This window comes from Ruegeria sp. H4 (assembly GCF_056533065.1).
Genome location: NZ_JBQFOC010000004.1, coordinates 73,447 through 98,274, shown reverse-complemented (window position 1 = coordinate 98,274; position 24,828 = coordinate 73,447). Strand labels below are relative to the sequence as shown.

Genomic DNA, 24,828 nt, shown 5'->3' with positions numbered 1-24,828 from the left:
AAGGGAAAAACCCAATCGTCAATCGGACAGTTTGCCCTCATTAGTGTTCAGCGCGTCAGCAAGGCGCATTTGGGCAGATCCCGGGCGCAGCGGTTTGGGCTGGCTGTCGTCAGGTGACCAACCGGTCAGGCAAATCATTTCGAAGGTCGCAGGCAAGCGGCCTGTGCCGGTGCTGAAATGCCTGGCATAAATCTCTTGCGCACGTGCGAATACCTGCCTGCGCGTAGGTGATTTAAGCCGGTCCGCCAGCACGTTTGTTTCCCCCATCGCGCGCAGATCATGCATTAGATGGGTGAGATCGCGATATTCGGCTGTCAGAGGCACTGCATCGGCCACGGGCAAGGCCAGACCAGCCCGCTGAAGCAGCGCGCCCAGGTCCCGAAGCTCTGCCATGGGGGCGATCCGGGGGCTGAGCCCGCCTGTCACCTCAATCTCGGCCTGACCGAGCGATGCGCGCAATTGATGCAGGGTCTCCCCACCCAGACACACAGCCAGCAACAAGCCATCAGGGCGCAGGGTGCGGCGGCATTGGATCAATTGCCCGACCGGATCATTGGCCCAATGCAGCGCCATCCCGTGAACGACCAGATCATGTGCGCCTTGGGTCAGGGCAAGGGTTTCGTCATCTGCGACGATCCGAGCGTCCGGCAGCACGTCATGCCAGATATGTGGAAACGGAGTCACAATCGCCGGTGCCGTAAAGGTTCTGTTAACCATGCTCAGCCGATCCTGCACCTCGCCCACGGCGGCGCGGTGCAGGAACAGGGCACTATCCTGAACCCGCGCGCGGCGGCGCGACAGGGTCGGACGGTCAAAAAGCGAGGGCGCATTGGACACTGGCAGCTTCATACCCCGCAAGTATCGCATTTGGCAGCGCGTGCAAACCGCGTTGCAACTGGTCTACCCACCCAGATGTCTGAGCTGCGGTGCCTTGACCGACTCGGATTTTGGCCTTTGCGGAGAGTGCTGGCGCGACACGCCATTTATTGGCGGGACGGTTTGCGACAGTTGTGGTGCGGCGGTCCCGGGCGAGGGCGATGGGCATCGGATCGACTGCGACGATTGCCGAAAGACACAACGCCCCTGGCAAGACGGTCGGGCCGCCTTGTTATATGAGGGGCGCGCAAAGTCTCTGATCCTGGCACTCAAGCACGGGGACAGGCCCGAACTGGCCCGACCTGCCGCACGCTGGATGGCACAGGCAGGGCGTGACCTTATCCGGCCTGACATGCTGATCGCTCCGGTTCCGCTGCATTGGTCCCGCATGATGAAAAGGCGTTACAACCAATCCGCGCTTCTGGCCCAACATCTGGCTGCTGAAACCGGGTCAAAGGTCTGCCCGGACCTGCTGGTGCGCCACAAACGTACCCCTGTGCTGGACGGTAAAACCGCTGCGCAACGGGCTGAGGTTCTGGCTGATGTCATCGCGCCGCATCACAAGCGACGGCAACAGATCTCGGGGCGCGATGTCCTGTTGGTCGATGATGTGATGACATCCGGAGCGACGCTTGCGGCGTGTACGCGGGCGTGCCGCGCTGCCGGGGCAAATCATATTTCCGTGTTGGTGCTGGCACGCGTTGCCAAGGATGCCTATTTCGCCCAAGATTGAGCGAAACCCGAAGGGACGGAAACATGAAACCGGTTGAAATCTATACATCGCCGCTTTGCGGCTTTTGCCATGCCGCAAAGCGTCTGCTTAAGCAAAAAGGCGTTGAATTCAAAGAAATCGACGTGTTGATGCACCCCAAGCGCAAGCCCGAAATGATTCAGCGCGCTGGCGGTAAGCGCACCGTGCCCCAGATTTTCATCGGTCCTGACCACGTGGGCGGCTGTGATGACCTTTATGAGCTGGACCGCCAGGGCAAGCTGGATCGTCTTTTGGCGGCCTGATGAAAACCGCCCTGCTGCAAATCACCTCTACGGACGACCCGGCCGCGAATCTGGATATGGTTCGCAACATGGTGGCCGAGGCCGTCGCGCAGGGCGCGCAGTTCATCCTTACGCCCGAGGTCACGAATTGCGTGTCCAACAGCACCACGCGGCAGCGCGAGGTGTTGCAGCATGAAGAAGACGATATCACTCTGGCCGGTCTACGGGCGCAGGCGGTCGAGTTGGGCGTTTGGTTGCTGATCGGGTCGCTGGGGATCAAGACCCACGACCCGGACGGTCGCTTTGCCAACAGGAGTTTCATGATCAACCCGCTGGGTCAGATCGTGGCGCGGTATGACAAGATCCACATGTTCGACGTGCAGGTCACCGAAACCGAGACGTTTCAGGAGTCAAAAAACTACCGCCCCGGCGAACACGCGGTTGTAGCCAAGACTGATTTCGGCAAGGTCGGCCTGACCATCTGCTACGACATTCGTTTTCCTCATTTGCATGCCGCGTTGGCGCAGGCTGGAGCGCGTATCCTGACGGTTCCGGCGGCGTTTTCTCCTGTCACTGGAGCGGCCCATTGGGAATCGCTGTTGCGGGCGCGGGCAATTGAAACTGGCTGTTGGGTGCTTGCCCCGGCGCAAACAGGTGCACACCCCACCACGCGGGGAAAGACCCGCCATACCCACGGCCACAGCATGGTCGTGGCCCCGTGGGGAGAGGTCGTCATCGACGCAGGCACCAATCCGGGCATTCACTTTTTCGATTTGGATGATAGTTCTGTGACAGAGGCGCGCCGGCGTGTACCTTCGCTGACGCATCGCCGCCCTTTCGACGGACCCTGATCCAGAACGGACCATGACAGACGACACCAATGCCCTAGCGGTCACGCTGTTCAGCGAGATCCTGACCGCCGATCAGCTATTGCGAAACCGGCTCAGCCGGGTGCTGCCCAAGGGCATGGAAATCTCGCATTTCTCGGTGCTGAATCATCTGGTGTTTGTCGGGGATGAGCGCAGTCCGGCGCAACTGGCCAACACGTTCCACGTGACCCGAGGGGCGATGACCAACACCTTGGCCAAGCTGGAATGGGCCGGATACATTCACATCCGCCCTGACTGGGACGACGCCCGCCGCAAGATGGTCGCGATCAGCCCCGCCGGCCGCCGCGCGCGCGATCAGGCGATTTCGTCGATTGCCCCGTTGATCAACCGCGTGGTCGGAGAACTGGGGTTGGAACGGGTGCGCAGCACGCTGCCGGTGTTGAGGGATTTGCGGTTGCAGTTGGAGGGGGAGTAGAGTCACCCCACCTTCACACTCGCCGTCACATAATTCACGCTTAAATCCCGGTCCGAGATTGACCAGTTCCACAGAATCGGGTTGAACACGAACCCTTTGCGGTCCACCGGCTCCAGCCCGGCTTGGCGTAGCAGGTCGAACAGCTCATCGGGGGTGATGAACTTGTTCCACTCATGCGTGCCGCGCGGCAGCCAGCGCATGACGACCTCGGCCCCGAAAATGGCCATCGCATAGGATTTCGGGTTGCGGTTGATGGTGGAACAGATCAGCAGGCCACCCGGCCTCAGCAAGTGCTGCGAGGCGGTCAGGAACCCCAGAGGGTCGGCCACGTGCTCGACCACCTCCATGTTCAGCACCACGTCGAATTGTTCGCCTTCGGCGACCATATCCTCGGCCGTGGTGTGGCGATAGTCGATCTCTAGACCCGATTGCTCGGCGTGGATGCGGGCGACCGGCAGGTTGCGCTCGGCGGCATCTGCGCCCACGACCGTCGCGCCAAGGCGGGCCATCGGTTCGCTCAGCAAACCTCCGCCGCAGCCGATATCCAGCAGGCGCAGGCCTTCGAACGGTTTCGCAGCCTTCAGATCACGGTCAAATTCCCCGGCGATCTGCTGTGTGATATAGTCCAGACGCCAGGGGTTCAGCATATGCAATGGCTTGAATTTTCCGTTCGGATCCCACCATTCCGCCGCCATCGCTTCGAATTTTGCGATCTCGGATGGGTCTACCGTGTTCGGATGCGCTTGCATTCCTGTCTCCGTATGCTCTTTTACGTCTTGAGGACTATATAGGGCCATAATGGACAAGTACCCGGACCAAAAGCGCGCAGTGCAATATTTGTACCCGCCGATCGACCCGTTCGATCAGCGGTTGGTCAGCGTGGGCGATGGGCACCAGATTTATATGGAACAATGCGGTAATCCCGACGGCTTACCCGTGGTGGTTCTGCATGGCGGCCCGGGTGGTGGCTGCAGCCCTGCGATGCGGCGCTATTTTGATCCCCGCGTGTTCCGGGTGATTCTGTTTGATCAGCGCGGATGCGGGAAATCGCGGCCCCATGCCTCGGTCGAGAACAATACGACCTGGCATCTGGTTGAAGATATTGAACGCCTGCGGTCGCTGCTGGATATCGAGGAATGGACGGTGTTTGGTGGCAGCTGGGGCGCGACCTTGGCGCTGATCTATGCGCAGGCCCATCCGGATCGGGTGAGCCGTTTGGTGTTGCGTGGTGTGTTTCTGGCGACCCAATCCGAGCTGGATTGGTTCTATGGCGGCGGTGCAGGCAAGTTCTGGCCCGAACCTTGGGCCAAGTTCACCTCGCTGCTGGCCGAAGATGAGCTGTCGGATACGATCAAAGCCTATAACAAGCGCCTGTTCTCGGGCGATCGGGCAACCGAAATCCTGTATGCCAAGGCATGGTCGGCTTGGGAGAACGCTTTGGCCTCGATCCATTCCAACGGTGTGGTAGGCGAAAGCCCCGGCGAATATGCGCGGGCTTTTGCGCGGCTTGAAAATCACTATTTCACCAACAACGCTTTTTTGGAAAAGGACGGGCAGATTCTGGATCAGATGGGCCGGATCGCGCATATCCCCGGCCATATCGTTCAAGGCCGGTATGATATGATCTGCCCGCCACAAGCGGCGTGGAACCTGTCGGAACGTTGGCCCAACGCCGAGTTGAAGATGGTACGACAGGCCGGACATGCCTTGTCCGAGCCCGGTATCAGCGCCGAGCTTGTGCGCATCATGGACCGTGTGGCGGAGGGCTGGGCATGACCCGGATGGACCGTCGTGCTTTGTTCGCTTCGGGTGCTGCGGCTGCATTGCTCGCGGCTACGGGTGCGTCTTTGGCGGATACACCCAAGGCTGGCGGGACTTTGCGTTTGGCGGTACCACGCGATGACAGCCTGGAACAGGTCGCCCGTGGTGCTGTGTTCGATACTCTGACCGAGATCGCGCCCGACGGGACGCTACGGCCCGAGCTGGCGACCGCTTGGAAAACCGATGCGGATGCCTGCGTCTGGACGTTCAGTCTACGCGAGGGGGTTCAATTCCACGATGGGGCTGACCTGAATATAGCGGATGTTCTGCCGGTGTTGGCCGAGTTTGGACGGGCAGAGGCTTTGTCTGCATCTGCAATGCGCGTTGAGCTTGCTACGCCCAATACGGGGTTGCCGTTCCTATTGGCAGACACAAGGTTTGTAATCGCGCGGAACGGTTCGGGTGTGACGCCCTTGAAACTGGCCAACGGCACGGGCTGCTACCGGGTTGAAAGAGCCGAGGATGATCGGAATTTTCTGGGGCGGAAAGTAACAGATCACTACAAGGGCAATACCGCCGGGTGGGCCGATAAGATCGAGGTGATTGTGATCCCTGACGCGCAGGTCCGGGCCGAGGCGTTGCGCGATGGATATGTTGATATAGCAGCCCTGCCAGCGGGCGATCAGCTGCGCGACAAACGCGGCCTGCGATTTTTCCCGAATGACAAGGATTTGTCGTTGGCTATTGCGTCGCATGTCGGGATGCCCAGGCAGATCTGCAAAGCTTCGCTGGATGATGGGCGCATCGCCGAACGGTGGTGGCTGGTGTAAATTCGATCACGATTTTCGCCGGGGGTTGCAGACTCGGAAACTCCTGCGTATATGCAGTTGCAACAGCGGCGCGTTGGACTTCCGGTTCAAGGCTCCACCGGAAAATTCGACGGGCCGCGCGCCCGTTTTTTTGTGCCCGTTCGAAGGGTAGAGAACCTGATGACAAACGACCTGATAGCCAAAGCAGCCATCGATAGGCGACTGGCCGAGATCATCACCCCGGTGATCGAGGATCTGGGGTATGAGCTGGTACGCATCCGCCTGATGAGCGGCAAGACCACTACGATGCAGATCATGGCGGACAAGCCCAATGGCGGTATCGAGGTAGATGATTGCGCCGAGATTTCCAATGCGGTCAGCGCCACACTGGATGTCGAGGACCCGATTTTGGACGCCTATACGCTGGAAGTGTCCAGCCCGGGCATCGACCGCCCTCTGACCCGTCTCAAGGATTTCGAGACGTTCGAGGGGTACGAGGCCAAGATCGAGACCACCGAACTGATCGACGGCCGCCGCCGGTTCAAGGGCGAATTGGCCGGGATCGAAGGGGATGAGGTTCTGATCAACATCCCCGAGGGCGATGAAACCATCACCATCGGTCTGCAATTCGACTGGCTGAGCGATGCCAAGCTGGTCCTGACCGATGATCTGATCAAGGAAATGCTGCGCCAGCGCAAGGACGCCGGTGCCCTGAACGAAAACGCTTTCGACGAGATTGAGACCGAAGGGTCCGAAGAGGAGACGAACTGATGGCAATCACCTCAGCCAACCAGCTGGAGCTGCTGCAGACCGCCGAGGCCGTGGCCCGCGAAAAGATGATCGACCCCGGTCTGGTTGTCGAAGCGATGGAGGAATCGCTCGCCCGTGCCGCCAAGAGCCGTTACGGCGCGGAAATGGACATTCGTGTCTCCATCGACCGCAAGACCGGCAAGGCCACTTTTACCCGCGTGCGCACCGTGGTCGAGGATGAAGAGCTTGAGAACTATCAGGCCGAGTTCACCGTCGAACAGGCCAAGCAATACATGGAAAACCCTGAGGTCGGTGACGTCTTTGTCGAAGAAGTGCCGCCGGTTGAGATGGGTCGGATTGCTGCTCAGTCCGCCAAGCAGGTGATCTTGCAGAAGGTCCGCGAAGCTGAGCGTGACCGTCAGTATGAAGAATTCAAGGATCGCGCAGGCACCATCATCAACGGTGCAGTCAAACGCGAAGAATTCGGCAATGTCATCGTCGATCTGGGCGGTGCCGAGGCTGTTCTGCGCCGGAATGACAAGATCGGACGCGAAAGCTATCGCCCGAATGACCGTGTGCGCGCGTATATCAAGGAAGTGCGTCGCGAGGTTCGTGGCCACCAGATCTTCCTGTCGCGCACCGCGCCGGAATTCATGGCCGAGCTGTTCAAGATGGAAGTGCCGGAAATCTATGACGGCATCATCGAGGTCAAGGCCGTGGCCCGTGACCCCGGCTCGCGCGCCAAGATCGCCGTGATCTCGTATGATGGCTCGATCGATCCCGTCGGTGCCTGCGTTGGTATGCGCGGCAGCCGCGTTCAGGCCGTTGTGAACGAGCTGCAGGGTGAAAAGATCGACATCATCCCGTGGAACGAAGATCAGCCGACTTTCCTGGTGAACGCTCTGCAACCTGCCGAGGTTTCCAAGGTGGTTCTGGACGAAGAAGCCGGCAAGATCGAGGTTGTGGTGCCCGAGGAACAGCTGTCTCTCGCAATTGGTCGCCGTGGTCAGAACGTGCGTCTGGCCAGCCAGCTGACCAATCTGGACATCGACATCATGACCGAGGCCGAAGAATCGGCGCGCCGTCAGAAGGAATTCGAAGCCCGTACTCAGCTGTTCATGGAAACGCTGGATCTGGATGAGTTCTTTGCCCAGCTGCTGGTTTCGGAAGGGTTCACCAACCTTGAAGAGGTGGCCTATGTCGAGATCGAAGAATTGCTTGTCATCGATGGTGTGGACGAAGGCACCGCCCAGGAATTGCAGACCCGTGCGCGGGAATTCCTGGAGGCTCAGGCTAAGGCAGCGCTGGATGCGGCGCGCGCGCTGGGCGTCGAGGATAGCCTTATTGAATTCGAGGGCCTGACACCCCAGATGGTAGAGGCGCTGGCCAAGGATGATGTGAAGACGCTGGAAGACTTCGCAACCTGCGCTGACTGGGAACTGGCCGGTGGCTGGACCACAGTCGATGGCGAACGCATCAAGGATGACGGTGTTCTGGAGCCCTTCGGCGTCACGCTGGAAGAGGCGCAGGATCTGGTGATGACGGCGCGCATTATGCTGGGCTGGGTTGACCCGGCTGAGCTGGAGCAAGCCGAAGAAGACGGCGACGTTGTAGAAGAGGAGGCCGAGGCCTGATCTCAGGGCCTCGGGTGGCGCACATGGGTCGCGGTGGCGTCCATAAAGACCGGTCCGATGGGCCAGAGCGGAAGTGCATCGCCACGGGCGAGGTACAGCCCAAGTACGGGCTGATCCGCTTTGTCGCCGGACCGGATGGGCAGGTCTATCCGGATGTCGCGGCAAAATTGCCGGGGCGCGGGGTTTATGTCGCGGCGGATCGTGCGGCTTTGGATAAGGCCGTTGGAAAGAAACTGTTCTCGCGCGGGTTCAAGGCGCAGGTAACTGCGCCCAAAGACCTGATCGACGACGTGGAAAAGCAGGTTGCTCGTCGGGTGATCGAGCTGATGAGCCTGGCGCGCAAGTCTGGTGATGCGGTTGCGGGTTATGAAAAGGTCAAGACCTGGCTGGACCGGGAAGAGGCACAGGTGCTGATTCAGGCCGCAGATGGATCGGGGCGCGGCAAGTCGAAACTCAGTACGCCACACTTTGGAAAATACATCGGTTGGCTGACGGCAGATGAATTAGGACAGGCATTTGGGCGCCAAACGGTGATTCATGCGGCCTTGGCCTCTGGCGGTCTTGCCAAACGTGTTGTAGAGGAAGCGCAGCGCCTGCGTGGCTTGCGCGAAACGGATGACGGCGGCAGGGGCCGCGCGGAAGGGTAAGAAGCTTTATGAGCGATAATGACGGCAAAAAGACATTGGGTCTTCGTGGCGGGGCGCGCCCCGGAAATGTGAAACAGAGTTTCAGCCACGGACGTACCAAGAATGTCGTGGTGGAAACCAAGCGCAAACGCGTGGTGGTCCCCAAGCCGGGTGCCAGCAAGCCGAGCGGTGGAGCAACGCCCTCGGGTGATCCGTCGCGTCGTCCTGCTGGAATTTCCGATGCGGAAATGGCGCGCCGTATGAAGGCATTGCAGGCTGCCAAGGCCCGCGAAACCGAAGAAGCGGCACAGCGCGAAGCGCAGGAAAAAGCACGTGAAGAGGAACGTGCCCGTCGCCGTGCCGAGCAAGAGGCCAAGGAACGCGAGCAGCGCGAAGCTGAAGAACGCGCTCGCGCCAAGGCCGAAGAGGAAGAACGTCAGCGCAAAGAGGCTGAAGAAGCCGCCAAGCGCGCAGCTGCGGCTCCGGCTCCTGAAGCGCCAAAAGCCGCACGTAGCTCGGCCAGCAAACCTGCGCCAGCGGCGACGCCACGCAAGCAGGATCGCGAGCGTGAGCAGCGCGGCAACCGCGGCAAGGGGCGTGATGACAACCGCCGTTCGGGCAAGCTGACTCTTGGTCAAGCGACCGGTGGCGAAGGCAACCGCCAGCGTTCGATGGCAGCCATGAAGCGCAAGCAAGAGCGCGCGCGTCAGAAAGCAATGGGCGGTACAGTCGAGCGGGAAAAGGTCATTCGTGACGTTCAGCTACCTGAGGCCATCATGGTTTCGGAATTGGCCAACCGCATGGCTGAGCGCGTGGCCGATGTGGTTAAGTCACTGATGCAGATGGGCATGATGGTCACGCAGAACCAGACCATCGACGCTGATACTGCAGAACTGATCATCGAAGAGTTTGGCCACAAGGTGACTCGCGTCTCTGATTCGGATGTCGAAGACGTCATCAAAGAGGCCGAAGACAGCGAAGACGATCTGCAGCCACGTCCGCCAGTCATCACCATCATGGGTCACGTCGACCACGGTAAAACCTCTCTACTGGATGCAATCCGCGACGCGCGCGTTGTGGCGGGCGAAGCCGGTGGCATCACCCAGCATATCGGCGCCTATCAGGTGAAAACCGATGGTGGCACCACACTGTCATTCCTGGATACGCCGGGCCACGCGGCCTTTACCTCGATGAGGTCCCGCGGCGCTCAGGTCACGGATATCGTGGTTTTGGTTGTTGCTGCGGATGACGCGGTGATGCCGCAGACGATCGAGGCGATCAACCACGCAAAAGCGGCGGGTGTCCCGATGATCGTTGCGATCAACAAGGTCGACAAGCCAGATGCGAATCCGGACAAGGTGCGCACCGATCTGCTACAGCACGAAGTGATCGTCGAAAAGATGTCGGGTGAGGTTCAGGATGTCGAAGTCTCGGCCATCACCGGTCAGGGTCTGGACGAACTGCTGGAAGCCATCGCGCTGCAATCCGAGATTTTGGAGCTTAAAGCCAATCCCGACCGCGCAGCCCAGGGTGCCGTGATCGAAGCGCAGTTGGATGTGGGCCGTGGACCCGTCGCTACCGTTCTGGTTCAGAACGGCACTCTGCGTCAGGGTGATATCTTCGTCGTGGGTGAGCAATACGGTAAAGTCCGTGCCCTGATCAACGACAAGGGCGAACGCGTCAAAGAGGCTGGCCCCTCGGTTCCGGTCGAGGTTCTGGGTCTGAACGGCACGCCCGAAGCGGGTGACGTTCTGAACGTTACCGAAACCGAAGCGCAGGCGCGCGAAATCGCTGCCTACCGTGAACAGGCCGCAAAGGACAAGCGCGCCGCTGCCGGTGCTGCAACCACCCTTGAGCAGCTGATGCAGAAGGCCAAGGAAGACGAAAACGTCACAGAGTTGCCAATTCTGATGAAAGCGGACGTGCAGGGTTCTGCCGAAGCCATCGTTCAGGCGATGGAGAAAATCGGCAACGACGAAGTCCGCGTGCGCGTGCTGCATTCGGGCGTTGGTGCGATCACCGAAACGGATGTCGGCCTGGCCGAAGCGTCCGGTGCGCCGATCCTGGGCTTTAACGTGCGTGCAAACGCCTCGGCGCGGAACACTGCGAACCAGAAGGGCGTGGAAATCCGCTATTACTCGGTGATCTATGACCTCGTGGATGACGTGAAAGCGGCTGCATCCGGCCTGCTGAGCGCCGAAATCCGCGAGAAGTTCATCGGCTATGCGGAAATCCGCGAAGTCTTCAAGGTCACCGGTGTTGGCAAGGTTGCCGGCTGTCTGGTCACCGAAGGCGTCGCCCGCCGGTCCGCAGGCGTCCGCCTGCTGCGCGACAATGTGGTGATCCACGAAGGCACGCTGAAGACGCTGAAACGCTTCAAGGACGAAGTGGCCGAGGTTCAGTCGGGTCAGGAATGCGGCATGGCGTTCGAAAACTACGACGACATACGCGCAGGCGACGTGATCGAAATCTTCGAGCGCGAAGAGGTTACGCGGACACTGGATTGATTTGGTTCAGGATAGAGATTGAAAGCAGCGGTCCAATCGGGCCGCTGTTTTTTTGCGCAGCGAACTTTCGGTGCACTGTATTAGATATTCTGTTTCCGGTTGGTATCACTCACCATACAACCTTGGTCCTGCCGCCAAGTCGATTTGATCCAATGGCGGATGTGCGGGACAAACCGGACTTGTGCAGTCGCGGCTGTTGCTGACGCAGCATCCGTTGGCAATCGCGGCGTAACTTTCGCAACGATTTAGCACCTGTCACCGAAGCAGTCGTTCGATGCCATGGGTTTGGCCCAAATCGAAACTGATTTTTCTCCGCAGCCTGGTCTGACAACTCAGACGCGGACTTTGCCGCCCCGGACGTTTGAGTATGTTGCTGGCGCAACATCTGTCCAAGGTTCTGCAAGTCGTACACTTCGTTGCAGCAGATGTTGCCGGATCTGTCGTTCACAGGCAAAGCTTTGGCCAGACCCGAAACCGAACTATCGCCGCAACCAAGTCATACACGAAAGGCCTGGGATACCGCCCCCTTTTTCAGTTGCAGCTACTCCTGACCCGGCATCCGCTGGCAGTCACGGCACATTACGTTTTTGCAACGCAGCAAACGTCACCAATCCAGTTGACGTCGCCCCCATGATCCGGCCCGTTCCGGTAAGGCTCCGTTCTCTTTGGCTTTGCCTTCGGTGGTGACACGCGCTTGGGCAACGGCATTCAGTGTGGCTGCACTGGTCAAGGTGGGCGCAAGCAATATCAATGCGCCGACAATCAGCCTTGCCGTCACCTTCTAACCTCAGATGCCTTTTTCCAATCAGGCAACCGGGGCTAGGGGTGCTCCGCTTGCGGTTTCGAAGGTTACTCATCGCCCTGCGTCAAATCTTGGGTGTTGCTTGAGGATTCCTTGGGGGAATTCCTTCAGGTCGCGAACCGCTGCCTATCTGCTCTCGGAAAGTTGCGAATGAATTACGGACTTTGCAGTAGATCCTGCCGCTGTCAGAACCAGATTTGCACCGTTTTTCCGTTAGTTGCCTGCGGCCCGGCCTTTCACCGCGCGGGCCGTGGTCAAAGCCCATGTATTCCTCATGCAATCCTCAAGCGCGCGCACGCTAAGGCCAATAGATACATCCCCATAGTCCGGACAACACCCGGCGCAATCACATGAATCCCGCGAAGCGCGGAAGAGAACGGAGACGGATAGATGGCAAACAGAATTTATGGCGGCGTTGGTCGCGACTGGCTGAACGGGACGTGGCTTGAAGACTGGATCTACGGCGGCGCCAACCACGATCGGCTATATGGCTATGGCGGCAATGACCGGCTTTATGGGGACAGCGGCAGCGATTACCTGAACGGCGGCATGGGTGACGATCTGCTGATCGGCGGGTCGGGCAATGACACTCTTGTCGGTGGTGAAGGTGCCGACAAGCTCTACGGTGGCACCGGTACCGATAAGGTCGATTACAGCGCCTCGGACACTGGTGTCCGCGTCAATCTGGAGACCGGGATGGGAACCGGAGGCGATGCGCAGGGCGATCGCTATATCTCGATCGAGAATGTCACGGGCTCGCGCTACAGCGACGTTATCGAAGGTAACAGTGCGGCCAATGCGATCTACGCGGGCGGCGGCAATGACTGGCTGGTTGGCAGCGGCGGTGCCGACATCATGCATGGCGGCAGTGGCAGGGATACGGTGGATTACACCAAATCCGGCGCAGGAGTTCGTATCGATCTGGATTATGGCATTGGGTATGGCGGCGATGCCGAGGGCGACCGGCTCTACAGCATCGAAGTCGTCCGTGGGAGCGCCTTTGACGACCGGTTTGACGGATCCGACAGCTCCGAAACGATGTATGGCAATGCTGGCGACGACATGTTGTTTGGCCATTCCGGCAACGATCGGCTTTTTGGCGGAGACGGAGACGATCATACTTTGGGCGGTGAAGGAAACGACTACCTCCATGGCGGACGCGGGAACGACCTGATGAGCGGGGACGACGGTCGGGATTCGATGTTCGGAGGCGACGGAAACGACCGGGTTTTCGGCCACGACGGCAATGACAAGGTGATTGGCGGGCGGGGTCACGACAAGGTCCACGGTGGCGACGGCGACGACACAGTCATGGGCGGCGGTGGCAATGACCATCTGTCCGGGGGCGCCGGTGCGGATGCGATTGACGGCGGCTCTGGCTGGGACGTCTTGTACTTTGACCGAAATGACAATTTCCTGTCGGGCATCGATTTCGACGACGGTGCAACAGGCGGTGTGCATGTCGACCTGATGCAGGGAGTCGGATTTGGCGGTCACGCCGAAGGCGATACCTATTCGGGCATCGAAGCCGTTTATGGGACCCTTGACTTCAGCGATGTTCTGATCGGTGACAATGCCGACAATTACCTCATGGGATGGAGCGGCGATGACGCCCTCAGCGGCAACGGCGGCGACGATCACATCGAGGGGGGTATTGGCAATGACACCCTGTTTGGCGGCGCGGGGGCCGACACGCTTGATGGTGGTGTGAGCAGCAACACCTTTGTCTACACCGAAGCCTCGGAGTCGACTGCCGATCAGATGGACGTCATCGTCAAATGGCAAGACAGCTGGAGCGCATCCTTCGGCGACCAGTACGACCGATTCGACTTCCGCCAGATCGATGCAAACGAAAATCTGGCCGGAAATCAGGCGCTGGAATGGGTGGGCGAAAGTTTCTTCACGGGCGTGGGCCAGATACGGGCGGTCCGCGGAGCCTCTGAAACCTTTGTGGAGGTCAATCTCGACGACAACCTGTCCGACGCCGAAATGGTCATCAGGATCAACCAGGCCGTCGACCTCGCGGCAGACGATTTTCTGCTTTAGGTCGCGCGACTGTACCGGCGCGTCCATCCCGCCGCATTCCGAAACGCTCACCACGGCCCCGCGGACAACCTGCGGGGCTGTTCGTTTAGGGAGCCCGCACATTGACTGCCCGCCCGGCGCTGCCTTGGGCGGTGGTTTCACCAAGGGCAACCCGGTTACGAGTTTTGCGGCGAGTGCCCAAGCTGGGCGTCCAGCTCATCCACGACGTCGATAAGATCCCAGGTCTTGCCCAGGGCGACGCAGGCGTCGAATTCCTCCGCGCTCAGAGCCGTTGCCGCACGCTCGATCGCTCCGTCATAGCCGGGCGCGAGCGAACCCTTTTCGCCCAAGCCTCTGATGCTGGGTATTAGGCCGGACAGGCGGGCCGCCGATGCGGGTTTGTCAACGTCGACCAGGCAGATCGCGATCGCGCGCAGGATGGTCGGCAACTGGATCACGTCGCCGGTGCTGATCGCGGATTTCAGCCCCTTGGTATACATTTCCAGCTGCACCATGGCCTCATCCGGCGGGCGTGACCGACTGGCCTCGATCCCGGCGGCGGTCAGCTTGAACCAGGGCGCGTAGCAACGGTTGGCAGCAACTTCGAGCATATTGCGATAGCGCTCCACATCGGCGGGACTGCCCCGACCAAAAGCCGCAACAGTGCGACCGATCAGCTCGCAACAATGGCCCGACGGCCAGTCGTAACGTTTGAGCATGCGCTGAATGTCATCGAATAATCCGGGGATTTCCGGCGCATTGCCTTTGTGCATGGCATATCCGCAGGCCAGGAACGCGCAGGTCTGGATTTTCCAGGCGATGTCGTCGCCCTGCTGCGCGATCCCCCAGGCTCTCTTCCCGCAGCGGAAGACCTTGTCAAAATCCTCACGCGCGAAACCCTGGTAGAATTGAAAATACGCGGTCTCGACGGTCTCTCCGCCCGCCGCAATGCTGGCTTCCATCAAGGCCTCTGACCGGTCCAGATCGCCGCCGCTCCAGGCGCCCATGGATCGCACGAGATTCGCGCGGGCCTGAAGCTCATACGTGAGATCACAGGCCGCGACCCCCGCCTCAAGCCATTCGAACCCCTCGACCCGAAGCTGCCAGAGGAGGTGGATGTGCAATTCGAGAAGCGGTGCGACCGCCACGTCCGCGCGCTTTGCTCGCCGCCCCCACGCCAGGGCCCGTCCCACATCAGGCCATTCGGCGGTTAGCGCTGCGCAGGCGGCCACCTCATCGGGTCCACGCAATTTCGCCGCTAGATCGAACACCTTCGCGGCAAACCACTCGCCGTGGCGCCTCTCAAGCCGCGCGCGGCGCGCCTCGTCCAACTGCCGCTCGCTGAATTGGCGGATGGGTTCAAGCAACCGAAAGCGCGACATGGGCGTATCCCGGACGAAGCTGACCATGGACTGACTGACAAGACTGTGTAGCACGTCCCGCGCTCTGGGCGTCTGGCACACGGCCTCGGCCGCCTGGGCTGTGAAGGCGCCCGCAAATACGCTCAGACTTGTGAGCGCGTGCTGCTCATCGTCCGACAGTAGGTTGAAAGACCAGGCAATTGTGTCATCCATTTTGTTGGGTCGTCCGTCCGTCCGCGCGCGGCGGTTGGACAGCACCGAAAGCTGATCGTCCAGGTCTTTGAGCAGCTCATTCGGCGTGCTCGAGGACAACCGCGGTGCGGCAAGCTCAATAGCCAGCGGCAAGCCTTCGAGCCGTTCGGTGATTTGACGCACCGTCTCGGACAAATCGATGGACTGTTCAATTTCGGTGGTCTGTTTTGCGCAGTGAAGAAACATCTCGACCGCGAAGTCATCGCTCGCTTCATACTTCAGCCCGCCGATGCGAAGAACCTTCTCGGTTGGCAGGCCAAGCGCTTCGCGGCTGGTGGTGAGGATCGTCAGATTGGGAGCAAGGTCGGTCAGCTCGTGAGCCAGATCGGCGGCGGCTTCGATCACATGCTCGCAATTGTCCAGAACCAGCAGGACTGGCTCCTCACCAAGCCGTTCTGCAATCTTGGCAGGATTGACCGGCCCGGACCCGGCGCTGGAATCCAGCACGCCCAGCACAGTCGAGGCGACCCGTTCACTCTGAGCGGGCGCCAACTCGCAGAACCAGACTCCGCCGGGAAAGTCGCCCATGACCTCGGCGGCGACCTCCATCGCCAAAGCCGATTTTCCCGCACCACCGGGTCCCACGATGGAGAGGATATCACCGCCGCGCAGATGTTCGATGATCCGTTCCGCTTCGGTGTGCCGTCCGAACAGAGGGCGCCTCCGCTTTCGAAGGTTGTTCGGACTCCGCACTTCCGATGGCGCCGGCACAAGGGCTGCGCGGACCGCGTCAGACGTTCTGGCATCGCCAACGAACCGAAAGCCATGCCCATGGACGGTGCGCACGAACCGCTGTCTGCGGCCATCATCATCAATGGCCTGCCGCGCAGCCTTGATGGCCGTTGAGATTGCACTGTCCGAAATGAACCGTCCGTCCCAAACGCACTCCACCAATTCATCCTTCGAAACAACACGATCACGATTTTCAATGAGCAGAACGAGCACATCGAATACCTTCGGTTCAACTGCGCGCAGTCCGCCCCCCGATCGTACCTCCCTCATGGAGAGGTCCACTTCAAAGTCGTCGAACTGATAAATCATCGAAAAATGGCCGTTTTTCCGCGATTGTAGAAGCCGAAACCCCTGTTCGCAATGCCAAACCGGTTTGCCTGGACATGCAACTTCCGCCTTCCCCAAGAATTACTCACACAACCCCCAAGCACCCCGTTTCTGGTCAGCGCATGATGACGAGGTTGGCGACAGAAAGTAGCAAGGAGATATGGGATGCTTTTTCGACACGAGTTCGCGACGGATATCGAGGCGATCACAGCCAAGCAACACTTGGCCTGGACCTCCGGGAACTATGGCGTTGTCGGTGTGAACCTTCAGAATGTCGGCGAAGATCTGGCCCAAGCGCTCGATCTTTTTCCGGGCGCATGCGTTCTGGACGTCGCCGCCGGTAATGGCAATGCGACACTGGCCTTCGGGCGCCGCTGGTACCGCGTCACCTCAACCGACCAGATGCGGCATCTGCTCGAGAAATGCGCTGAGCGCACAAGGGCTGAGGGATTGGAAATCGATTTCCAGCTGGCCGATGCCGAGAACCTTCCGTTCTCAGACGGGCAATTTGATGCCGTCGTATCTACGTTCGGCGTGATGTTTGCACCGAACCAAACCAAGGTGGCTACCGAGTTGATGCGCGTGACGCGCCGCGGTGGCAAGATCGGATTGGCCAACTGGATGCCCGAGGGCTTCATCGGGCGTCTGTTCCGGGTCGTGGGTTGTTTTGATACGCCGCCGGCGGGCGTCAAGTCGCCCGCGCTATGGGGCGATGAGGTTTGGCTGAACACCCGTTTCAGCGATGCCAAGTCCGTCCAGGTGGCGCGGCGCAGCTTCTACTTTCGCTACCGATCGCCGAACCACTTCATTGAGGTGTTCCGCAACCTTTATGGCCCGGTGCACAAAGCCTTTCTGGCTTTGCCTGATGACGAATGGGCCCGTCTGACCCGTGCGATCGAACAGTTGATCGCTGAGTTCAACACGGCACGCGATGGTTCGGTATGCATCGAAGCCGACTACCTGGAAGTCCAGATTGCCAGGTAGTTGCCGCAGCGGGCGCATTCATGTCGTCTCGCGCTCGTGCTGTGACACCGCACCGAACCGCGCAGCCATATTGTGAACAGAAGGCAAATGAGATGTACCAAAACGCCACGATGCTGGACAATCCGGTTTGGTGGTCCCTCGTAACCCATCACCGGGACGTCGCTCGATCTCACGGCACCGCGTGCATGATGGACGCGGACTACGGGCCTTTCGCCGCACTCGCCGGCGCCTCGCCAAAAGAGATCGACGATTTCCTCACACTTGTTGCAGGGTCCGAGATACCTTTGGTAACGGCAGAACGCACATGCCTCTTTGGCGCACCTTTCTTGCCGACGGATATGGGCGTGCAAATGGTCGCCGAACGCGTCGTCCTCCCCACGGCAGACCCTGACATTGTGGATCTCGGAGAAGATGATGCACACCAGATGCTGGAACTTGCGCGACACACCCGTCCCGGACCGTTCGAATGGCGCACCCACCAGTTGGGTGACTTCATCGGCGTGAAGCATCACGGTCGCCTGATTGCCATGGCAGGTCAACGCTTCAAGTTGCCGGGATATACTGAGATCAGCGCGGTTTGTGTGGCGCCCGAATACCAGTCCCGCGGGCTTGGCACCGCCTTGGTGCTGCACATGGCAGCGCGAATCAGAGCCGAGGGTGACGAGCCGTTTCTGCACACCTACGCGTCTAATCACGGGGCCATTGCGCTTTACCAGCGTCTCGGCTTTCGCCTCCTCACATCCATGCAGCTTACATGTTGGGACGCTGAAAAGATCGCGGCGACGCGCGCGCAGATCTCATGTGCCACCGCCGACTTGAAAGAGGGTCGCGCGTTCTAGCTCGGACGCGTTTCCCCGCACAATCCTCAGGAAATCTTCAGATCAACCTCAAGCGACACAGACGGCCAGCCCGTACGACACATCTGTCGGCGGCGGAACCTTTGCCAAGGCCGATGTCACGCAACCAATAGCACCTCGGAGATTTCTATGAAACGGCCTGGTCTCATCCTTTACGGCATCGGCGCCTATATCGGGTTCAATGTCGCCTTCCTTTACATGCTTGGCTTCCTGCTCGAACTGCCGCTCCCTCAAACCATCAACAACGGGCCCACGGGACCGGTCTGGCAGGCAATTGCCGTCAATACCGGCCTCGTCTTTCTGTTCGGATTTTTCCACAGTCTCATGGCCCGCGCCCGCTTCAAGGCATGGTGGACACAAATCATCCCGGCAGACGCTGAACGTAGTACATATGTCGTGCAATCGGCGCTTTTTCTGGGCCTGGCCGTGTGGCAATGGCAGCCCATCCCGACGACACTTTGGGTGGTCGATGGCGTATTCGTCTGGGTCTGCTACGGCATTTTTGCGCTCGGCGTCTTCTTGGTGCTTCTGTCGACGTTTCTGATCGACCATTTCGAGCTTTTTGGTCTGCGTCAGATTTGGTCGGCCAATACACACCGGCCCATGCCCAAGCCGCGATTCCGGGTGCCGTTCCTCTATCGTTTCGTACGCCATCCGATGCAGCTCGGCGTCATCCTGCTGCTCTTTGCGACACCGCATATGACACTGGGCCACCTGCTCTTCGCCGGGTTGATGACGCTGTATGTGATGATTGGCCTGTGGTTCGAGGAACGGTCGTTGGTGCGCGAATTCGGCGATGTCTACCGCGCTTATCAGACGCAGGTGCCAATGCTCATTCCCCGACTGATCCCCCTGTCTCGGGCGCGCGTTCGTGATCTTGCATAGAGCCCACCAAGGAGATTTCAGAATGAACTATAATATTCCCTGCGAGGATATCGATAGAAAAAGTGCTGTTGTGCTGGCCCTTCACGGCTCGGCCAGCACCAGCAAACAATGGCGCTCTTTGAATGAGGCAATGACCGGTAACGCCGAGGTCATTGCTCCCGATCTGCCCGGCTACGGCACCAGGGGTACAGACCAGACGGACCGGCTCACTTGGCTGTGCAACGTGGTCTCTGAGATTGGCCGCCCGGTCCACGTGGTCGGCCATTCCCTAGGCGGCGCGGTGGCACTTCGGTTGGCCGAGGTGCGGCCGGATGCAGTTCAAAGTCTCACGCTCTATGACCCGCTGATCGTGCGACAAAGCATCTTGCCACGCGCTCTCGGCACTATCTGGCAACAGCATGGTATGGGTCAGCCGAACTCCTTTATGCGCTACTTTCTGGACTTTTGGGGCGGCGCGGGTAGCTGGGAACGTCTGACACCCGTCCAAAAACAGCGACTTATCATGCAAGTACCAACCCTGAGACGGGACTTCAGCGAGATCGAGGCTGGCATGTGGAATATGCGAGGCACAGCCCAGACGTGTCAAATCACGGCCATGTGGGGCAGCGAGTCTCCGGCGGCAACGGAGAGCATGGCCACACAGCTCACTGCGGTTCATAGTCAGGTCCAACACATCTGGCTTGCCGGATACGGCCATCTGTCTCCACTTACGGATTCCGGGCGCATTGCTGGGTATATCAAAAAATGTCTCATTGAAGCCATGCAGCACTCGGGAGACCTCAGTGCTCCAGACGTGAGCTATGCGGCCTAGTGTGCCCGGTGGCGAATATCCTAAGGGCAGAAGGTCTGCCCGTACCGGGATGCGCCGACGCTGCCGTTGTAGTCTTCGGTGCCAAAGGGACGAACTGCGGGTGCACACAACGGTCTGGCGCAGATGCGAACGGGCTGTCCGTTGGACGGCGAATGCCTGGTTCGGATATTGCGGGGCTGGCCCGGGCGCCAAGCAGCTCAAAAGCTGTTAAGAAGCTTCCTTGCCTGCGTCGCAATACTCAGGGTGATGGCCTCTGCGGTTGATGCCTCGTCGATCATCCCGACCGCGTTGTTCACCCAGACGGCCCGCGTGTCATATCCCGATAACTTGTACCAGTCCTTGTCTTTTTGCGAAGGATGAAGCTGCTCGGCGCCAATGGCACGGTGGAAACGCGCAACGGCTTGACTGTCCGCCAAAGCGCGTCCTTGACGGTAATCGATCGGCCAGTTAATTCCGCTCAATAGATCGAAACTGGAACTGACGATGGTCCCGCCATTGGACGGTTCTGCCTCCAGAATCCGCGCTTTGAAAGCTCCGGCCGCTTTCGACTCTTGCGCCACCACAAAACGACTGCCGATGACTGCGCCACCTGCTCCCAGGACCAGCGCCGACGCAAGACCACGACCGTCAACGATACCGCCGGCAGCAAGGAGCGGGATGTCAGGATCGATTACATCGGCGATTTGCGGGACAAGCGTTGTGATGGAAGCCGCATGATGTTGTTGTCCGTGCCCTCCCGCATCACAGCCTTGGATCGCGATGATATCAGCGCCTGCTTCGGCGACCCGCAGTGCTTGTGAAATTCCGTGGACTTGACAGATAACTATGGCACCAGCGGCCTGTGACATCTCGATGTAGGGTCCGACATCGTCCCCATAGGCCAGAAAGATGACATCAGGCGCAAGCGAAAGACCGGCCTTAAACGTCGGATCGGACGGGCTCAGAAAGCATGTGATGTAACCGAGGCCAAGCGCACCCTCTGTATAGTTCTGGCTGTTCCTTTTGGCCTGGGTAAATTGGTCAAGCACCCATGCAGCATCAAACAGCATCTGCGAACCGACGCCGATCAGTCCGAGACCGCCGGCCCGGGCAACCGCCCCTGCCATTTCGCCCGTTGCCATACCGCACATCGGCGCCAGCACGATCGGATGTCGCACGCCCAGCATCCTGGTAAAACTGGTTTCGATCATCTCGCGTTTCCTTGGCCTTACTACCTGCCCGGATCAAATCACCTCGGTCTCGCTGTGTCACCTCCGAACGCAGCACGCAAGCAAATGGCGTACCAGGTCCGCACGACTGACCTTGGCGTTTCGGTACCGAATGTCGTCGTTGCTTCAACTGCTGGGTCGCCTTTCAAGGATGACAGGGATACCCTCATTAGTGCGAATTGCATGGTCGAGCACACCAAATCTACGCCACGGAACGAGGATCAAAAATCATCCCGGAGCGGTCAGCCACTGCCTGATCAAACACGCCTGTACTTCGAAATCGGCGTTGCTGACCGGAGTTTCCCGCTGGATACTCATTAACTGGAGGACAAGCCGCAAGCGCTGAAAACGCGAAGCTTCGCGGACACGCAGAACATGTTCTTTACCAAGCAGCTGTTCCGCCTTAGGATCCCAAATTTCTACCTGTTGGACGAACCAACGAATCATCTCGACATCGAAGGTCAGGAGGCCCTGGAGGCGGAACTCATCAAACACCACACAACTTGTCTTCTGGTCAGCCATGATCGAAGTTTCTTGCGAAATGTTGGCAATCGGTTTTGGCAGATTCGCGGCAACTGTCTTGTGGAAGTGGATAGCCCAGAGCCTTTCCTACGCGAAGAAGCGCGCGGCTGACACTTTGTCCGCACCTGACCAGTTGGCGCGGATAGCCGCAAGCGTCGCTGATCCCCGAACCGGCTGCTCGTGACCAACGCGGCGAATGTGGAGTTCTTAACTATATCAGCCCAAAATGCGTGATGGTCCTTCCTCTGCTTGCCGTTTCATGCAAAATCTGAGGCATGCATGACATGTCCATCGAGATCGGTTCTTTCGACCCCGCCGAAGCGGATCAGCTTGGTATCATCTTCTTCAACGCGGTGCGCAAGGGAGCAGCCGAATTCTATGATGCTGAACAGCTTCGAGCCTGGGCATCGACGGTTCCATCTGGACCAAACTGGATTTCCCGTCTCACGGTGCCGCGAACATTGGTGGCGCGCAGTGCTGCGCGGCCGGTAGGCTTCATGACGCTCGCTGAAGACGGCTACATTGACCTCGCTTTTGTTGACCCCGCTCATCAGCGGCGAGGCGTCGGCGGCCGTCTCTATGCGCAAATTGAAGCATTGGCACGCGAGGCGAGGATCGAACGCCTTTTCTCCGAAGCAAGCCATTTGGTGCGGGGGCTCTTCGAGCAGCAGGGATGGACGGTCGTGCAAGAGCAACAAGTTGAGCGGAAGGGCGTGGCACTAACCAACTTCGTAATGGAGAAACGCCTCGACGGGGCTGTTCGGGCCTGACGCATTGTGTCGGCATAATCTCTCGATGAGCAGACCTTCGAGAATCTGAAGCGATGGGCAGTCCACTCAGCGTCTCGTTTGTCCAACCTGGTCGCAGCGAAAGTGCAGTCCCGGTTCGGGCGAAATCGACACCCGCATATGACCGGATTGGCGACTCGCGCTACGCTGCGTCAAAAATGGTACTGCACATGCGAGCGATTGCTGCGTTTGCAATAGACGCGAAAGCAAGAGGTAGCAAAGTCCCGCAACTGGATCCTTGAGTGCGTGGTGTCCGCTGCGGTTTGTATGAATGGCCGGTATTCCCGCCGCACAGCAGCATCGAGATTGACGCAGTTGCAGCGATTTCTACGCGGCGTGCGCACGCGGCATAAAACTCGAATTCACAGGTTGAGCTCGATGCGGACATTCCGGCGGTGCGCGGCGAACGGCCGCTCCGAGCCCACAGCAGAAGTCTCGATTTCTCGCTGCGCGCGCTCGCAGCGCGGAATTTGCTGCGACAGCGCTGCGGGAAAAGCGGTCATACCAACAAGCCGCAGCGAGCATTGAGCGCTCAAGGATCACGCTTGGTTGGTTGCGGAGGCAATCCTGATGGGAGATGTTCCGGTATGAGATGGGAACGGTCTTCTGCACTTGGGTCGGTCAGGGCTGCAAGGAACGCAAGCAGTTGTTGGATTTCCTGATCGGTAAGGTCCCGCGACGAAAGTTGGTTTTCTCTAGCGATGCGGGCCCTGAGAGCGGGTGTCCCCATCACCCAACCGTCCCTGAGATCGAATGCTTCGCGGTTGTCCTCATCGAGCGGTGCAAAGCCAAATTCTGACCCCCGGCCCGCGAGGCGTTGAACGTGGTCAAGCTGGGGTAAATATGTACCTTCAACATCGAACTTCTCCAGACTTGCCAGTGGATCGAGGTGATGGCGGAGCATGTCCTCTAGATCGGTGAACGCACCACTGTGACCCCACGGCCCGGTAAGCTCGACATTTCGAAGCGACGGTGTCCGGAATGCGAAGAGATCATCGGCGTCTCGAGTGACGCGATAACGCCCCTCATCCTCGGTACGACCGGAAAGACCAGTTGCGGCGATATAGCTGAAATCTCGCCCATGTCCCTTTCCCGGGCCGATTTGTGGGACAGCGATTGCATGGTACGCGTGGTCAGTAAGAAGTGGGCCGCTATGACAGGATGCGCAATTGGCTTTGCCATAAAACAGGGACAGCCCGTTCTGCGCTTCGCTTGAAAGGAGCGACAGATCTCCGCTGCGCAGGACATCGTCGAAAAGGCTCGCATCCGACCGGAAAGCGACCGTCTGAAACATCGCGAGCGCTTGGGCGAGATGGCGATACTTCACATCCTCAGTCCCTCCAATTTCCGGATAAGCGGTGCGGAGCATGCGCATGTAGTCCGGCACGGTGGCCACACGCGCGGCAAGAAGATCCCAGACTTCTGGCCGGTCTTCAACGAACGCAGCATTTGCGACAGCGTTCTCGCCATATTGTCCGGCCATTTCGATAGGGGACGTCACGGGAAAGAAGGCCTGGGCTTGCAGAACACTTGTGACATCTTTGGGAAGGTCAGCGTCTGCCGGATTGCGGATGCGGGTCATGTCGTCCAGCCACTCGACGCGCCCATCGTGGAACAGCGACACGTATTCCCGGGCACCAATGTTCCAAAGCGGTTGTGCATTGCGTGGCACGCGCCCCGTCACCGCATCGAGCGTTGCCCGTTCCGAGCCAGCGCCGATGCCACCTTCGCCGATGCCAAGCGCGAGGCCGTCGCCGGACCCCAGTGCAGGATCATGGCAGGTGCCGCAGGAAATATTTTGATTGCCAGAGAGGATCGGGTCGAAAAAGAGATTGCGGCCAAGATCGAAGATGGCGTCATCTGGCGCGCCGTTATGGAGAAAGCTGTCGTCTGTCAGCGGAGCGGGAAGATCCGGGATGTTGTCACTTTTTGCTACGACGCCCGTGATCGAACCTAGGGCAAAAAGTGAAGATGAAATCAGAAAGCGCATGGAGAACATAGATAGTATCCTTC

24 protein-coding genes are annotated in these 24,828 nt (G+C 59.3%); 16 read left to right on the top strand and 8 right to left on the bottom strand.

The window, feature by feature from the left end:
- Nucleotides 1–18 precede the first annotated feature (18 nt).
- The gene (locus tag ACR0KG_RS18610; RefSeq protein ID WP_480828117.1) at nucleotides 19–849 is read right to left on the bottom strand and encodes a class I SAM-dependent methyltransferase; all 831 of its coding nucleotides are present in this window, start codon (nucleotides 847–849) and stop codon (nucleotides 19–21) included.
- Between ACR0KG_RS18610 and ACR0KG_RS18605 the strand changes: the two genes are divergently transcribed.
- Genes ACR0KG_RS18605 through ACR0KG_RS18590 form a run of 4 tightly spaced genes read left to right on the top strand, consistent with a single transcriptional unit; the run spans nucleotide 830 to nucleotide 3,174 of the window.
- Nucleotides 830–1,609 (top strand): double zinc ribbon domain-containing protein, encoded by a 780-nt coding sequence (locus ACR0KG_RS18605; protein WP_480828116.1) that lies wholly within the window; start codon nucleotides 830–832, stop codon nucleotides 1,607–1,609. The genes ACR0KG_RS18610 and ACR0KG_RS18605 overlap by 20 nt on opposite strands.
- Before the next feature lie 23 nt (nucleotides 1,610–1,632).
- Complete coding sequence (gene grxC, locus ACR0KG_RS18600) at nucleotides 1,633–1,890, top strand: glutaredoxin 3 (protein ID WP_480551495.1); 258 nt, start codon at nucleotides 1,633–1,635, stop codon at nucleotides 1,888–1,890.
- Nucleotides 1,890–2,720: a carbon-nitrogen hydrolase family protein gene (locus ACR0KG_RS18595; RefSeq protein WP_480551497.1), complete on the top strand. Its 831-nt coding sequence runs from the start codon at nucleotides 1,890–1,892 to the stop codon at nucleotides 2,718–2,720. Before grxC ends, ACR0KG_RS18595 begins: the two co-directional genes overlap by 1 nt.
- A 13-nt stretch (nucleotides 2,721–2,733) precedes the next feature.
- Nucleotides 2,734–3,174 carry a MarR family winged helix-turn-helix transcriptional regulator gene (locus ACR0KG_RS18590; RefSeq protein WP_480551499.1) on the top strand — a complete coding sequence of 147 codons (441 nt, stop codon included), beginning with the start codon at nucleotides 2,734–2,736 and terminating at the stop codon, nucleotides 3,172–3,174.
- Nucleotides 3,175–3,176: 2 nt separating this feature from the next.
- Here ACR0KG_RS18590 and ubiG read toward each other — a convergent pair whose 3' ends face one another.
- On the bottom strand, nucleotides 3,177–3,923 hold the full coding sequence (ubiG, locus tag ACR0KG_RS18585; RefSeq protein WP_480828115.1) for a bifunctional 2-polyprenyl-6-hydroxyphenol methylase/3-demethylubiquinol 3-O-methyltransferase UbiG: 747 nt from the start codon (nucleotides 3,921–3,923) through the stop codon (nucleotides 3,177–3,179).
- Between the two features lie 49 nt (nucleotides 3,924–3,972).
- Between ubiG and pip the strand changes: the two genes are divergently transcribed.
- The 6 genes from pip (at nucleotide 3,973) to infB (ending at nucleotide 11,261) form a co-directional block, all read left to right on the top strand.
- Complete coding sequence (gene pip / locus ACR0KG_RS18580) at nucleotides 3,973–4,950, top strand: prolyl aminopeptidase (RefSeq protein WP_480828114.1); 978 nt, start codon at nucleotides 3,973–3,975, stop codon at nucleotides 4,948–4,950.
- Nucleotides 4,947–5,765, top strand: coding sequence for an ABC transporter substrate-binding protein (locus ACR0KG_RS18575; RefSeq protein ID WP_480828113.1), 819 nt, complete (start codon nucleotides 4,947–4,949; stop codon nucleotides 5,763–5,765). Before pip ends, ACR0KG_RS18575 begins: the two co-directional genes overlap by 4 nt.
- Nucleotides 5,766–5,924: 159 nt before the next feature.
- Entirely contained in the window at nucleotides 5,925–6,515 is a 591-nt protein-coding gene (gene rimP / locus ACR0KG_RS18570) for a ribosome maturation factor RimP (RefSeq protein WP_480828112.1), read from the top strand.
- A complete protein-coding gene (gene nusA, locus ACR0KG_RS18565; RefSeq protein ID WP_170537121.1) occupies nucleotides 6,515–8,128 on the top strand; it encodes a transcription termination factor NusA in 1,614 nt (537 codons plus the stop codon). The genes rimP and nusA overlap by 1 nt, the downstream gene beginning before the upstream one ends.
- A gap of 23 nt (nucleotides 8,129–8,151) precedes the next feature.
- Entirely contained in the window at nucleotides 8,152–8,775 is a 624-nt protein-coding gene (locus ACR0KG_RS18560; RefSeq protein WP_480828111.1) for an RNA-binding protein, read from the top strand.
- 8 nt (nucleotides 8,776–8,783) lie between these two features.
- Nucleotides 8,784–11,261 carry a translation initiation factor IF-2 gene (gene infB, locus ACR0KG_RS18555; RefSeq protein WP_480828110.1) on the top strand — a complete coding sequence of 826 codons (2,478 nt, stop codon included), beginning with the start codon at nucleotides 8,784–8,786 and terminating at the stop codon, nucleotides 11,259–11,261.
- Between the two features lie 604 nt (nucleotides 11,262–11,865).
- On the opposite strand, the gene ACR0KG_RS18550 is transcribed toward infB, so the two are convergent.
- Entirely contained in the window at nucleotides 11,866–12,039 is a 174-nt protein-coding gene (locus ACR0KG_RS18550; protein WP_480828109.1) for a hypothetical protein, read from the bottom strand.
- 414 nt (nucleotides 12,040–12,453) lie between these two features.
- Between ACR0KG_RS18550 and ACR0KG_RS18545 the strand changes: the two genes are divergently transcribed.
- The gene (locus tag ACR0KG_RS18545; RefSeq protein WP_480828108.1) at nucleotides 12,454–14,109 is read left to right on the top strand and encodes a calcium-binding protein; all 1,656 of its coding nucleotides are present in this window, start codon (nucleotides 12,454–12,456) and stop codon (nucleotides 14,107–14,109) included.
- A 155-nt stretch (nucleotides 14,110–14,264) separates the two neighbouring features.
- Here the strand turns inward: ACR0KG_RS18545 and ACR0KG_RS18540 are convergent, their stop codons facing one another.
- Nucleotides 14,265–16,742, bottom strand: coding sequence for an ATP-binding protein (locus ACR0KG_RS18540; protein ID WP_480828107.1), 2,478 nt, complete (start codon nucleotides 16,740–16,742; stop codon nucleotides 14,265–14,267).
- A gap of 183 nt (nucleotides 16,743–16,925) precedes the next feature.
- Here ACR0KG_RS18540 and ACR0KG_RS18535 point away from each other — a divergent pair, with 183 nt between their 5' ends.
- From ACR0KG_RS18535 to ACR0KG_RS18520, 4 genes are all read left to right on the top strand, one after another.
- A complete protein-coding gene (locus ACR0KG_RS18535) occupies nucleotides 16,926–17,744 on the top strand; it encodes a class I SAM-dependent methyltransferase (RefSeq protein ID WP_480828106.1) in 819 nt (272 codons plus the stop codon).
- Between the two features lie 92 nt (nucleotides 17,745–17,836).
- The gene (locus ACR0KG_RS18530) at nucleotides 17,837–18,583 is read left to right on the top strand and encodes a GNAT family N-acetyltransferase (RefSeq protein WP_480828105.1); all 747 of its coding nucleotides are present in this window, start codon (nucleotides 17,837–17,839) and stop codon (nucleotides 18,581–18,583) included.
- Nucleotides 18,584–18,730: 147 nt separating this feature from the next.
- The gene (mddA, locus tag ACR0KG_RS18525; RefSeq protein WP_480828104.1) at nucleotides 18,731–19,486 is read left to right on the top strand and encodes a methanethiol S-methyltransferase; all 756 of its coding nucleotides are present in this window, start codon (nucleotides 18,731–18,733) and stop codon (nucleotides 19,484–19,486) included.
- Nucleotides 19,487–19,508: 22 nt separating this feature from the next.
- A complete protein-coding gene (locus ACR0KG_RS18520) occupies nucleotides 19,509–20,297 on the top strand; it encodes an alpha/beta fold hydrolase (RefSeq protein ID WP_480828102.1) in 789 nt (262 codons plus the stop codon).
- Between the two features lie 197 nt (nucleotides 20,298–20,494).
- On the opposite strand, the gene ACR0KG_RS18515 is transcribed toward ACR0KG_RS18520, so the two are convergent.
- Together ACR0KG_RS18515 and ACR0KG_RS18510 are read right to left on the bottom strand one after the other, a co-directional pair.
- Entirely contained in the window at nucleotides 20,495–21,487 is a 993-nt protein-coding gene (locus ACR0KG_RS18515; protein ID WP_480828101.1) for a nitronate monooxygenase, read from the bottom strand.
- A gap of 246 nt (nucleotides 21,488–21,733) precedes the next feature.
- Nucleotides 21,734–22,027: a hypothetical protein gene (locus tag ACR0KG_RS18510; protein WP_480828100.1), complete on the bottom strand. Its 294-nt coding sequence runs from the start codon at nucleotides 22,025–22,027 to the stop codon at nucleotides 21,734–21,736.
- Between the two features lie 284 nt (nucleotides 22,028–22,311).
- On the opposite strand from ACR0KG_RS18510, the gene ACR0KG_RS18505 reads away from it, so the two are divergent.
- Nucleotides 22,312–22,797 (top strand): GNAT family N-acetyltransferase, encoded by a 486-nt coding sequence (locus tag ACR0KG_RS18505; RefSeq protein WP_480828099.1) that lies wholly within the window; start codon nucleotides 22,312–22,314, stop codon nucleotides 22,795–22,797.
- A 380-nt stretch (nucleotides 22,798–23,177) separates the two neighbouring features.
- On the opposite strand, the gene ACR0KG_RS18500 is transcribed toward ACR0KG_RS18505, so the two are convergent.
- Together ACR0KG_RS18500 and ACR0KG_RS18495 are read right to left on the bottom strand one after the other, a co-directional pair.
- Nucleotides 23,178–23,318, bottom strand: a complete 141-nt coding sequence (locus ACR0KG_RS18500; protein WP_480828098.1) for a hypothetical protein — start codon at nucleotides 23,316–23,318, stop codon at nucleotides 23,178–23,180.
- A gap of 29 nt (nucleotides 23,319–23,347) precedes the next feature.
- Nucleotides 23,348–24,814: a cytochrome-c peroxidase gene (locus ACR0KG_RS18495; RefSeq protein ID WP_480828097.1), complete on the bottom strand. Its 1,467-nt coding sequence runs from the start codon at nucleotides 24,812–24,814 to the stop codon at nucleotides 23,348–23,350.
- Nucleotides 24,815–24,828: the final 14 nt, after the last annotated feature.

Excerpts from the sequence above, each read along its gene's own strand:
- ACR0KG_RS18610 (WP_480828117.1), bottom strand. The coding sequence starts at position 849 with ATGAAGCTGCCAGTGTCCAATGCGCCCTCGCTTTTTGACCGTCCGACC.
- grxC (WP_480551495.1), top strand. The coding sequence starts at position 1,633 with ATGAAACCGGTTGAAATCTATACATCGCCGCTTTGCGGCTTTTGCCAT.
- ACR0KG_RS18595 (WP_480551497.1), top strand. The coding sequence starts at position 1,890 with ATGAAAACCGCCCTGCTGCAAATCACCTCTACGGACGACCCGGCCGCG.
- ACR0KG_RS18590 (WP_480551499.1), top strand. The coding sequence starts at position 2,734 with ATGACAGACGACACCAATGCCCTAGCGGTCACGCTGTTCAGCGAGATC.
- ubiG (WP_480828115.1), bottom strand. The coding sequence starts at position 3,923 with ATGCAAGCGCATCCGAACACGGTAGACCCATCCGAGATCGCAAAATTC.
- pip (WP_480828114.1), top strand. The coding sequence starts at position 3,973 with ATGGACAAGTACCCGGACCAAAAGCGCGCAGTGCAATATTTGTACCCG.
- ACR0KG_RS18575 (WP_480828113.1), top strand. The coding sequence starts at position 4,947 with ATGACCCGGATGGACCGTCGTGCTTTGTTCGCTTCGGGTGCTGCGGCT.
- rimP (WP_480828112.1), top strand. The coding sequence starts at position 5,925 with ATGACAAACGACCTGATAGCCAAAGCAGCCATCGATAGGCGACTGGCC.
- nusA (WP_170537121.1), top strand. The coding sequence starts at position 6,515 with ATGGCAATCACCTCAGCCAACCAGCTGGAGCTGCTGCAGACCGCCGAG.
- ACR0KG_RS18560 (WP_480828111.1), top strand. The coding sequence starts at position 8,152 with ATGGGTCGCGGTGGCGTCCATAAAGACCGGTCCGATGGGCCAGAGCGG.
- infB (WP_480828110.1), top strand. The coding sequence starts at position 8,784 with ATGAGCGATAATGACGGCAAAAAGACATTGGGTCTTCGTGGCGGGGCG.
- ACR0KG_RS18545 (WP_480828108.1), top strand. The coding sequence starts at position 12,454 with ATGGCAAACAGAATTTATGGCGGCGTTGGTCGCGACTGGCTGAACGGG.
- ACR0KG_RS18540 (WP_480828107.1), bottom strand. The coding sequence starts at position 16,742 with ATGATTTATCAGTTCGACGACTTTGAAGTGGACCTCTCCATGAGGGAG.
- ACR0KG_RS18535 (WP_480828106.1), top strand. The coding sequence starts at position 16,926 with ATGCTTTTTCGACACGAGTTCGCGACGGATATCGAGGCGATCACAGCC.
- ACR0KG_RS18530 (WP_480828105.1), top strand. The coding sequence starts at position 17,837 with ATGTACCAAAACGCCACGATGCTGGACAATCCGGTTTGGTGGTCCCTC.
- mddA (WP_480828104.1), top strand. The coding sequence starts at position 18,731 with ATGAAACGGCCTGGTCTCATCCTTTACGGCATCGGCGCCTATATCGGG.
- ACR0KG_RS18520 (WP_480828102.1), top strand. The coding sequence starts at position 19,509 with ATGAACTATAATATTCCCTGCGAGGATATCGATAGAAAAAGTGCTGTT.
- ACR0KG_RS18515 (WP_480828101.1), bottom strand. The coding sequence starts at position 21,487 with ATGATCGAAACCAGTTTTACCAGGATGCTGGGCGTGCGACATCCGATC.
- ACR0KG_RS18510 (WP_480828100.1), bottom strand. The coding sequence starts at position 22,027 with ATGGCTGACCAGAAGACAAGTTGTGTGGTGTTTGATGAGTTCCGCCTC.
- ACR0KG_RS18505 (WP_480828099.1), top strand. The coding sequence starts at position 22,312 with ATGTCCATCGAGATCGGTTCTTTCGACCCCGCCGAAGCGGATCAGCTT.
- ACR0KG_RS18500 (WP_480828098.1), bottom strand. The coding sequence starts at position 23,318 with ATGACCGCTTTTCCCGCAGCGCTGTCGCAGCAAATTCCGCGCTGCGAG.
- ACR0KG_RS18495 (WP_480828097.1), bottom strand. The coding sequence starts at position 24,814 with ATGTTCTCCATGCGCTTTCTGATTTCATCTTCACTTTTTGCCCTAGGT.